Origin of the sequence: Candidatus Viridilinea mediisalina, from assembly GCF_002532535.1 — a bacterium.
Lineage (GTDB): Bacteria > Chloroflexota > Chloroflexia > Chloroflexales > Chloroflexaceae > Viridilinea > Viridilinea mediisalina.
The window spans coordinates 1-10071 of sequence record NZ_NQWI01000153.1 but is presented as its reverse complement, the minus strand read 5'-3'; the positions used below and the strand labels follow the sequence as shown (position 1 = coordinate 10071).

Here is a 10071-nt window from a genome sequence, read left to right as displayed (position 1 = left end):
ACCGACGCCAGAGTTAGCGATCTACGATGCGAGCAAGCTAGGGCGACCTGCGCCGGTGGGCTGCTGCCCGGCGGGTGTCGCGCCATGCGGGGCGCTCGACATGGCGGGCAATGTCTGGGAGTGGACGTGCAGCCATGGGGAGAGCTATCCGGCGTGGAGTGGGCAGGTGGAGGCTGACTTTCAGCAGTCCAAAGAGTACCGAAGCGAAGAAGTTGTCGTTCCCCTTCGAGGGAGCAGTTGGCGTAATAGTAGCAAAAGTGTTCGCTGCGGGGCGCGGTTCCGCCTCCATCCCGTCTTCAGCCTCGACTGGGGTGTTCGGGTTATTCTCTCCCCTCGCTCGCACATTGATTCTGATTTCTGAATTCTGAATCCTGCGTTCTGCGTTCTGAATTCTTCTGCTGGTAGTGATGAGTGACAAGTGACAAGGGACAAGTAGGGCGAGGGGCGAGGGGTGGCGGGGGGTGCAGGGGGGCGCAGCGCCCCCTGCTCGCGCCGTAGGCGCGATCGCGGATTTTTTTGTTAGACATGGTTCATAGTTACTTTACAGTTTGGTCTCCGATGGAGTGCCGACTTTAGTCGGCTGGGGTCGTAGATTGCCATGGGATGCCGACTAAAGTCGGCACTCCAACTGTAAAGCTGAAAGGCCGTTTCTGAAACCATGTCTTAGCGCGAAAAAGCCTTGGGTTGGCAGGCTGCCTCGCGGTGGCTTCGACCCTCCGACAAGCTCAGGGTTCAGCCACCAAGCCACCGCGCCGTTGGCTGAGCCTGTCGAAGCCAAGCGGCGCGGCCCAGAGCTTTTTCGCGCTAACATTTTTTTGTGGGAGGGATGGCTTTTCGATAGGCTCTATGCATGCCCAGACATGTGTAGGCATTGCACGGAGGGGCGTAGCAGCGGCCCGCCCCAGGGAACACCGCGCAGGAGGGAATGGTATGGGCCGCTGCTACGCCCTAGAGGATTCTTGAGGTGCCCAGGATGGCCCTCACCCCCTACCCCTCTCCCACAACGTGGGTTCATGGGCGGACAGAAAATGTGTGCTTTGGCACGCAAAAGCCTCATTGTAACGCCAAGAATCTCGCTGTCTTCGCCCCCTCTCCCACTTGTGGGAGAGGCGGTGCCCTGAGCTTGCCGAAGGGGGAAGGGGGGTGAGGGCCAACCGGCGCATCTCCATCAGGAATCCGCAGGCACCCGCACAAGAATTCTGTCCGCCCTTAAAACAATGTGGGAGCGGGGCGAAGGCATCAAGGTCTAAGAAGCCGTCTGAAAAGCCGGGGGTACACGCTGGAGTGCCGGCTTTAGCCGGCTAAAGCCGGCACTCCAACGCCAAACCATAGACTTTTCAGACAGCCTCTGAGGTCTTTGGCAGCGATTGTTCACACTTCTCCTGGGAGCGCGGGCGTCTCGCCCGCAATGGCATGGATGCGGGCGGGACGCCCGCGCTCCCAGGCGGATGTTTTACCCCAAGTCTGAATAGATACTGCCTACTGCCTACTGCCTACTGCCTACTGCCTACTGCCTACTGCCTACTGCCTACTTTCCTCGCACCATACGATCCACCACTGTACCATCTGCGCCAATCAGTTCCAACTCGAAGGCTGCTTGGCCCACTGCATGGGTCGAGCAGCTCAGACAGGGATCGTAGGCGCGGATGCCCGCTTCGACCCGGTTGAGGAGCGTATGATCTAGGCGATCACTCCGTAGGTAGCGGGCGGCAATCTGTGCTACGGTGCGGTTCATGGCGAGATTGTTCTGGCCTGTTGCGATGATCAGGTTGACATAGGTGATTAACCCGTCCTCATCAACCTTGTAGTGGTGAAAGAGGGTGCCGCGTGGCGCTTCGCTGCATCCTACCGCCTCAAAGCGGTTAACCCCCGCGTCGGCCCGTAGGTTTTTGGCCTCTAGTTGGCCATCGGCCAAGAGTTGCCCAATGCGCTCTAGTCCAGCCAAGATTTCGATCAGGCGCGCATAGTGGTAGTAGAAACTGGCGGTGACCGGGCCGCCATTGGCGCGTTGGCGCATCTCGGATAGCTCGGCGTCGGCTAGGGGCGTGCCCATACTGCGACAAACATTGAGCCGCGCTAAGGGGCCAACGCGGTACATGCCCTCTGGGTAGCCGTGGGGCGTGTAGTAGGGAAACTTGAGGTAAGTCCAGGCTTCGCTCGCCTCGCCAAACAGCCCTGCGTATCCATCGGGACTCACGTTGTCGGCCAAGATGTGCCCTTGGGCATCAACGACGCGCAGGTTGCCGCCGTGGTGCTCCCAGGTGCCATCGGGCGCAACCATGCCCATGAAGAGGCTCGCAAAGCGCCCGTAGCTCGCCACCTCGGCACTCAATGGCTCCAACAGATCCTTGAAGCGCGCCAACGCCACCTGGGTTGTGGCGAGCGCCTCGGGCAGGCGGGCACTAAAGGCGGTACGGGTCGCTGCATCAAGCCCGCTGCGTACCCCGCCGGGCACGGCCCAGGCCGGGTGGATTTTGCGCCCGCCCAAGGCTTCAATCAGGTCTTGGCCAAATTGGCGCAAGCGAATCCCACTACGCACCAACTCAGGGTCTTGAGCCGCCAAGCCGAGCACGTTGCGTTGCCCCGGCTCGGTCGCAATGCTCATAAACAGGTCAGGCCCACTCAAATGGAAGAAACTCAGCGCATGTGATTGAACAATCTGGGCCAAGTTCATCAGCCGCCGCAACTGCTCGGCGGCGGGCGGAATGGCCACCGCCAACAGCGCATCACCCGTGCGCGCCGAAGCCAGAATGTGGCTCACCGGACAGATACCACAAATACGCGCCGTAATTGCGGGCATCTCCCAGAAGGGCCGCCCCACACAGAACTGCTCAAAACCGCGAAACTCAGTGACATGGAACCGTGCGGTACGCACCTCGCCCACGTCATCAAGGTAGATGCTGATCTTTGCATGACCCTCAATGCGGGTCACGGGATCAATGATAATGGTTTTACTCACCGTTTATGTCCTTAAGGCAAGGATACAGAAAACAGGAAATAGGAAATAGGGCTGAGGCTTCAGAATACCTTGGATGCCCCTTTCTCTTTCCTCTTTGCTCTTTCCTATTTGCTATTTCCTTACCCCCTAGCTACCCAAAGCGCACCGGCTCAGTTGGCACCTTGCCCGCCAGCAGTGTCTCGATCAGCCCTTTGATCCGTGCCGCCGAGGGCGGGCAACCAGGCAGGAAGATGTCCACTGGCACCACAGCATGCAGCGGCAAGACGCGATCAAGTAGGACTGGCACAATCCCCGACGTATCCGGGACGACCGCACGCGGGCTGCCATGGTTGATATAGACCTCTTGCAATACGTCGCGCACGCTGCCCAACGGATTGCGTAAGGCCGTCACATTCCCCGTGACGGCACAATCACCCAAGGCCACCACGGTCTTGGTCTGACGACGGATCGTATGGGCTAACTCAAGGTGCTCATCATTAGCCACCGCACCCTCGACCAAGGCAAGGTCTACGTCGGACGGAAAGATCTTCACGTCACTAATGGGGCTATAGACCAGATCGGCCACGGTGGCCAACTCAAGCAGCCATTCATCGAGGTCAAGGAGTGACATATGGCAACCTGAACAGCCACCAAGCCAGACGGTTGCGAGTTTCAAACGTTCCATTGGATTTTTTCCTCACCAGCGCTCGCCGCGCGCCGTCATGATCCGCGTAATTGAACTGTGATCGCGTTGCACTTCGGCGACGGTGCTGCCGCGTGGGAAGATGGCACCTGTGGGGCAGGCGAGCAGGCATTTGCCGCATGAGGTGCAACTGGTTGCTTCACCCCATGGTACGTTCAGATCGGTAATCACCCGCGCTGCTACACCACGCCCGGCAATATCCCAGGTGTGTACGCCCTCCACTTCGTCGCAGGCGCGTACACAACGGGTGCAGAGCACGCAGCGGTTGTGATCGATGCCAAAACGGGGGTGGCTGGTGTCTACGGCACAGCTTGGGGCCAGATACTCGTAGCGCACATGGGTCATGCCTACGTGCAGCGCCAGGTCTTGCAGATCGCAGTGGCCAGAGGCGACACAGACGGCGCAGACGTGGTTGCGTTCGGCAAAGAGCAACTCCACAATTGCCCGACGATACTCCTGCAAGCGCGGTGTGTCGGTCTGCACCTGCATGCCTTCGCTCACTGTCGTGCGACAAGCGGGTAGCAAGCGGCTGGAACCGGCTACCTCAACGAGGCAGAGGCGACATGCGCCCACTTCAGAGAGGCCATCGAGGTGGCAAAGGGTTGGAATCGTAATCCCTGCGTCGCGGGCCGCCTCTAGCACGCTTTCGCCCTCACGGGCGCTGACGAGGGTCTGGTTGATCGTTAGGGTTCGGGCTGACATAGCGCCTCATACTCTTCTCGAAAATAGCGGAGGGTACTCAAGACCGGATTGGGGGCCGATTGGCCGAGCCCGCAGAGGCTCGTGTCACGCACGAGGTTGCAGAGCTGCTCCAGATCGTCCAGTTCGGCGCGGCTGGCCTCGCCCGCCCGGATGCGACTCAGCAGCCGGTGCAGTTGAATGGTACCCACACGGCAAGGGATGCACTTGCCACACGATTCGTCCATGCAAAAATCAACATAAAAACGAGCTAACTCAACCATATCGGTGGAGGCGTCCATCACCACCATGCCCCCGGAACCCATGATCGAGCCAACTTCAGCCAGGGTTTCATAGCTCACCGCTGTATGGAAGAGGCTCGCCGGGATACATCCGCCCGACGGGCCGCCCGTCTGCACGGCCTTGACCGCAACGCCATCAGGTGTGCCGCCGCCCAAATCCTCGACGATTTCACGCAGCGAAATGCCCATCGGCACCTCAATCAGCCCGGTATTACGCACCTTGCCAGTAAGGGCAAAAACCTTCGTCCCCTTGCTCTGTGCGGTACCAATCGAGGCGTACCAATCGGCCCCACCGTTGATAATGGGCGCAATATTGGCCAGGGTTTCAACATTGTTGATCAGCGTAGGAAAGCCCCACAGCCCCTGTTCGGCTGGATAGGGCGGACGGGGGCGCGGTTGACCACGGCGACCCTCAATGCTCGCAATCAGCGCCGTCTCTTCGCCGCAGACAAAAGCCCCCGCCCCAACCCGAATATCAATCTTAAAATCAAAGGCCGTATCGAAAATCTGGCTGCCCAGGATACCCAAGCGGCGCGCCTGACCAATGGCTTTCTGCAAGCGGCTAATGGCCAGCGGATATTCGCCACGCACATAGAGGTAGCCTTGGCTCGCCCCTACGGCATAGCCCGCAATGCACATGCCCTCCAAGACCAGATGGGGATCGCTTTCGAGAATACTGCGATCCATAAAGGCACCGGGGTCACCCTCATCGCCATTACAGACCACAAATTTACGTTCGCCGCGACTCTTAGCTACAGTCGCCCACTTAAGGCCAGTTGGGTAGCCCGCACCCCCGCGCCCCCGCAGGCCACTGCGCGTAAGCTCCTCAATCACCTCATTGGGCTCCAGATCATGCACCGCGTGGTAGAGCGCCTGGTAGCCACCGGCAGCAATATACTCCTCAATCCGTTCAGGATTGATCTGGCCACCATTGCGCCGCACAATCGGCAATTGGCGTGCAAAAAAGGGATGCTGAGGATCGCCACGTTCAATGCTGCACGGTTTACCGGCCAGTGCGCCCACCAACTCAGCCGCCTGATCGGGACGCACCCGCTCAAAGATCAGATGCTCTGGCTCAACCACCACCATCGGCCCCAAGCCACAGAAGCCCATACAGCCCACCGCAACCGTTTCAATCTCAGCTTGGCGTCCGGCAGCAGAGACCGCTTTGGTAAGCTGCTCGTGCAGCACAACTCCGCCACTTGCCATACAGCCCGACGATGTGCAGCAATGGATGCGGATTGATGTACGCCGCGCCCGTTCACGCTCGGCAATGGCGTGGAGTTCACTGATGTCCATAGGTCATACCATTTCAGATTGTAGATTGCAGATTGCAGATTGCAGATTGCCGAACATAGCATCCCAATGAGCTTTAGCGTTATTGATGATAACGCGCCACAAACAAGGATGCTTGGGGGCCATGCCCCCAAACCCCCACCAGAGGGCTGCGCCCAAACCCCCGCCAGGGGAAGTGGGAGAACCTGGTTCTCCCACTTCCCCCTATTTCAGCAGTTCAGCTACCCGCGTCTGCAACTCATCGGGGATAGCGTGGCCAATCACCTGGCCATCAAGCACCACTGCGGGCGCAATGCCACAGGCCCCCAGGCAGCGCGCGGCCAGCAGCGAGATTTTGCCATCGGCACTCGTTTGGCCCGCCTGTAAGCCCAATTGCTGCTCAAGCTCGCCCAAAATCGCGGCAGCACCTTTGACATAACAGGCCGTACCAAGGCAGATGGTGCAATTATGTTCGCCTGGCGGCACAAGGGAAAAGAAGTGGTAGAATGTGGCAACACCATAGACCCGACTCGGCGGAAGGTGGAGCCGCTGGGCAACCGAAATGAGTAGCTCCGGGGTCAAATACCCGTACAACTCTTGCGCCTTGTGCAACACCTCGATCAATGCGTCGGGGCGATGCTGGTGGCGCTTCATCGTTGCCTCAAGCAGCTTGAGCCGGTTGTCGTCACTGCTTTGCGTCTTTGTTTGCAAGGTCGTTCCAGCAGGGGAGGAGGTGGTCATACAAGCCTCGTTTCATCAACCACGACGCACAAGTCTCATGTTAGCATTGCCCCGCCAGCCCATCGGAAAGAAAAGCACACCTTTTGTTGAGCGATCACTACTTACCGGCTGCGAGCCACTATGGTAAACTTTCTACATACCGATCTATCATAAATGTCAAAATACTCGCTTTTCAGAAAACAAGCGCGACCATGTGGTCTTGGGAAAGGAGTTGCCATGCCCGCAACGCACCATGCCGTAGGTGGTGCCCGCATTGGCCCCAATTCGCTCATCCAGACGGTTGGAGCACTGGAGGAGCAGCACGGTACACAGGAGGCCTATCGCTTGCTTGAGCGGATCGGGCACGGGGCCTTAGCGACGCAACTGCCCACGACAATGGTGGATGAACAGGAGTTCATCGCCCTCATGGGTGGTCTCCGCGCTGAATTGGGGCTTGAAGGGGCGGCCCAGGTATTGGCGCGTGCCGGAGAGCGCACGGCTGATTACCTCTTAGCCCATCGCATTCCAGCCCCGGCCCGCTTCATCCTGCCCCGGCTACCGCGCCGCTTGGCGCTACGCATCTTTCTCAAGGCCATCGCTGGCCACGCCTGGACCTTCGCCGGGAGCGGACGGTTCAGTTTTACGGTTGAACGCCACGGGGCAACCCTACGTTTAGCCGATTGTCCCGAAGCTCGTGGCATCAACGCCAGCGAGCCGGTCTGCAGCTTCTATGCTGCATGCTTCCAAGCGCTGCTGCGCCCCCTCATTGACCCGAAGCTCACCGTGCGCGAACGCGCCTGTGCCGCCCAAGGTGCTGAGGTGTGCAGCTTTGAGGTTTTGGTTGGAAAGTAGGAGACAGGAAGTAGGAAACAGGAAGTAGGAAACAGGAAGTAGGAACGCAAAAAACTGTGGAGCCTTCGCCCCTCTCCCACAACGTGGGAGAGGGGTAGGGGGTGAGGGCCATCCTGGGCATTCCACCATCCCTTTGCTACATCCTACTCTTCCAAAGAGGGCCATCTAAAGCCTTCCACTATCCCCCCTACTTTCCTACTTCCTACACCCTACCTCCTCAACCACGTAGTTCAGACTCTGACGCAGGGCTCATCAGCCCACCAACAACACAGGGAGAGATCACTATGCGGATCATGATGATCCAGCCGAACTACCACGCGGGCGGTGCCGAGATTGCGGGTAATTGGCCGCCCAGTTGGGTGCCCTACCTCGGTGGTGCGCTCAAGACTGCCGGTTTTACCAATTTGCGCTTCATTGATGCGATGACCTTCCACATCCCCGATGAGAAGCTGCGCGAAATCATTCGCATCAATCAGCCCGATGTGATCCTGGCCACCGCGATCACCCCTATGATCCTCAAGGCTCAGGATACGCTGAAGATTGCCCGCGAAGAACGCCCGAATGCCAAGCTGATCTTGGGCGGCATCCACCCGACCTTTATGTACACCCAGGTCTTCAGTGAAGCCCCCTGGATTGACTACATTGTGCGCGGTGAGGGTGAAGAGATCATTGTTGAGCTGCTGCGCCACATTGAGGCCGGTTCCGATCACAAAGAGCGCAGCAACATCAAGGGCATCGCCTACCTTGAAGATGGCAAGGTCATTGCGACCCCCGCCAGCGATCCGATTGCCGACCTCGATACGCTCACGCCCGACTGGAGCCTGTTGGAGTGGGATAAGTACATCTATGTGCCCATGAATGTACGTGTCGCGGTGCCCAACTTCGCCCGTGGCTGCCCCTTCACCTGCCGCTTCTGCTCGCAGTGGAAGTTCTGGCGGCGCTACCGCGCCCGCAGCCCGATCAAGTTTGTTGATGAGGTTGAGACGCTGGTGCGTGATTTCAATGTCGGCTTCTTTATCCTTGCCGATGAAGAGCCAACGCTCAACCGCAAGAAGTTCACCGCCCTCTGCGAAGAGCTCGCCCGTCGCAAACTGCCCGTCCTCTGGGGCATCAACACCCGCGTGACCGACATTATGCGTGATAAGGAACTGCTGCCGCTCTGGCGCCGCGCGGGCCTCATGCATATCTCGCTCGGCACCGAGGCCGCCGCCCAGATGAACCTTGAGGTCTTCCGCAAGCAGACCACGATTGAGCAGAACAAGACCGCCATCCAGCTCATTCAGGATGCTGGCATGGTCGCCGAGTGCCAGTTCATCATGGGTATGGAGAACGAAACCCCGGAGACCATCGAGGAGACCTATCGCATGGCCCTCGACTGGAAGGTGGACATGGCCAACTGGAACATGTACACCCCCTGGCCCTTCGCCGAACTCTTCGAGGACCTGGGCGACCGCGTGGAGGTACGCGACTACTCCAAGTACAACTTCGTCACCCCGATCATGAAGCCCGACCTGATGGAGCGCGAGCAGGTACTCAAGGGCGTGCTGCGTAACTACGCCCGCTTCTATATGCGGAAGGCCTTCTTAGAGTATCCCTTCATCAAGGATCGCGCCAAGCGCAAGTACATGATGGGTTGTCTACGCGCCTTCGCCAAGACCACCTTCGAGAAGCGCTTCTACGACATTGGGCGCGTACACATGAGCGGCGAGATCGATCTCGGCTTCGACGAGAACCGCGTCTTCACCCGCGACGAACTCTCCAAGATGAAGGCCGAGCGCCCCGAGTTGGTCGCCGACACCACCTTCGGCGGCGCGATTCCCAAGCGCTTCGACCCCGAACTGGTCAAGCACCAGTCCGAAAACGACCTCAACATCCCGCTCCGCGACGAAAACAAGCAAGTCGGCTGCTAGTTGGTCTGAAAAGCTAGTGGGCACACGCTGGAGTGCCGGCTTCAGCCGACTGAAGCCGGCACTCCAACGCCAGTTCACAGACTTTTCAGACAGCCTCATGATTCCAGCAGCGCGGCATAGTGTGACGACACTATGCCGCGCTGCTGTGGTGTGTTGACGATTTCGTCGCCAACACACCACCAAGAAAATGGTATACTGAACTGATATAGTATAATACCAATTACCCTTGAACATGCCGCATTATCAAGAACGCGAAAGCCCATTGGGACGCTATGTTCGGCAATCTGCAATCTGCAATCTACAATCGTAAATGGTATAACTTATCGTTCGCTTATTTTTTTGGCCGACAAATGAATTAGGGAAGCGGATGTTGTTGATTGCCCCGTTGCTTGGTCACTCTGAGCAAAGGTTTGTCGGAACATTCCTGTTTGCGCCGTAGGTAGTGCCGACGTTAGTCGGCTCCCCATCGATGGCAAAGACCTCAGCCGACTAACGTCGGCACTACGATGCCCGCACACGGACTATATTAGCCTGACAGGCTGCTGGGATACTTAAAAATTTGTTGTTAGTGCGAAAAAGCTCTGGGCCGCGCCGCTTGGCTTCGACAGGCTCAGCCAGCGGCGCGGTGGCTGAACCTGTCGAAGCCAAGCGGCGCGGTGGCTGAACCTGTCGAAGCCAAGCGGCGCGGTGGCT

General features: G+C 58.6%; 9 protein-coding genes. 3 read left to right on the top strand and 6 right to left on the bottom strand.

Translation table 11 applies throughout. From position 1 onward, the window contains the following. Window positions 1-361, top strand: a 361-nt coding sequence (locus CJ255_RS19705) for a formylglycine-generating enzyme family protein (RefSeq protein WP_165774828.1), incomplete at its 5' end; no start/stop codon positions are given. A 1167-nt stretch (window positions 362-1528) separates the two neighbouring features. Here CJ255_RS19705 and CJ255_RS19700 read toward each other — a convergent pair. From CJ255_RS19700 to hoxE, 5 genes are all read right to left on the bottom strand, one after another. Next, a complete protein-coding gene (locus CJ255_RS19700; protein WP_097645798.1) occupies window positions 1529-2959 on the bottom strand; it encodes a Ni/Fe hydrogenase subunit alpha in 1431 nt (476 codons plus the stop codon). A gap of 130 nt (window positions 2960-3089) precedes the next feature. Next, window positions 3090-3623 (bottom strand): NADH-quinone oxidoreductase subunit B family protein, encoded by a 534-nt coding sequence (locus CJ255_RS19695; RefSeq protein WP_097645797.1) that lies wholly within the window; start codon window positions 3621-3623, stop codon window positions 3090-3092. Between the two features lie 12 nt (window positions 3624-3635). Further along, on the bottom strand, window positions 3636-4343 hold the full coding sequence (gene hoxU, locus CJ255_RS19690) for a bidirectional hydrogenase complex protein HoxU (RefSeq protein WP_097645796.1): 708 nt from the start codon (window positions 4341-4343) through the stop codon (window positions 3636-3638). After that, complete coding sequence (gene nuoF / locus CJ255_RS19685; RefSeq protein ID WP_097645795.1) at window positions 4325-5920, bottom strand: NADH-quinone oxidoreductase subunit NuoF; 1596 nt, start codon at window positions 5918-5920, stop codon at window positions 4325-4327. Before nuoF ends, hoxU begins: the two co-directional genes overlap by 19 nt. A 201-nt stretch (window positions 5921-6121) precedes the next feature. Continuing rightward, a complete protein-coding gene (gene hoxE, locus CJ255_RS19680; protein ID WP_097645794.1) occupies window positions 6122-6637 on the bottom strand; it encodes a bidirectional hydrogenase complex protein HoxE in 516 nt (171 codons plus the stop codon). 216 nt (window positions 6638-6853) lie between these two features. Between hoxE and bchJ the strand changes: the two genes are divergently transcribed. Both bchJ and bchE read left to right on the top strand, forming a co-directional pair. Then, entirely contained in the window at window positions 6854-7468 is a 615-nt protein-coding gene (gene bchJ, locus CJ255_RS19675; protein ID WP_097645793.1) for a bacteriochlorophyll 4-vinyl reductase, read from the top strand. A 284-nt stretch (window positions 7469-7752) separates the two neighbouring features. Beyond that, window positions 7753-9378, top strand: a complete 1626-nt coding sequence (gene bchE / locus CJ255_RS19670) for a magnesium-protoporphyrin IX monomethyl ester anaerobic oxidative cyclase (RefSeq protein ID WP_097645792.1) — start codon at window positions 7753-7755, stop codon at window positions 9376-9378. Between the two features lie 501 nt (window positions 9379-9879). On the opposite strand, the gene CJ255_RS24205 is transcribed toward bchE, so the two are convergent. Next, a partial coding sequence (locus CJ255_RS24205; RefSeq protein ID WP_217352501.1) for a hypothetical protein occupies window positions 9880-10071 on the bottom strand: 192 nt, incomplete at its 5' end.

What these genes read in the sequence shown, in the direction of transcription:
- CJ255_RS19695 (WP_097645797.1), bottom strand. Translation starts at nt 3,623, where the DNA reads ATGGAACGTTTGAAACTCGCAACCGTCTGGCTTGGTGGCTGTTCAGGT.
- hoxU (WP_097645796.1), bottom strand. Translation starts at nt 4,343, where the DNA reads ATGTCAGCCCGAACCCTAACGATCAACCAGACCCTCGTCAGCGCCCGT.
- nuoF (WP_097645795.1), bottom strand. Translation starts at nt 5,920, where the DNA reads ATGGACATCAGTGAACTCCACGCCATTGCCGAGCGTGAACGGGCGCGG.
- hoxE (WP_097645794.1), bottom strand. Translation starts at nt 6,637, where the DNA reads ATGACCACCTCCTCCCCTGCTGGAACGACCTTGCAAACAAAGACGCAA.
- bchJ (WP_097645793.1), top strand. Translation starts at nt 6,854, where the DNA reads ATGCCCGCAACGCACCATGCCGTAGGTGGTGCCCGCATTGGCCCCAAT.
- bchE (WP_097645792.1), top strand. Translation starts at nt 7,753, where the DNA reads ATGCGGATCATGATGATCCAGCCGAACTACCACGCGGGCGGTGCCGAG.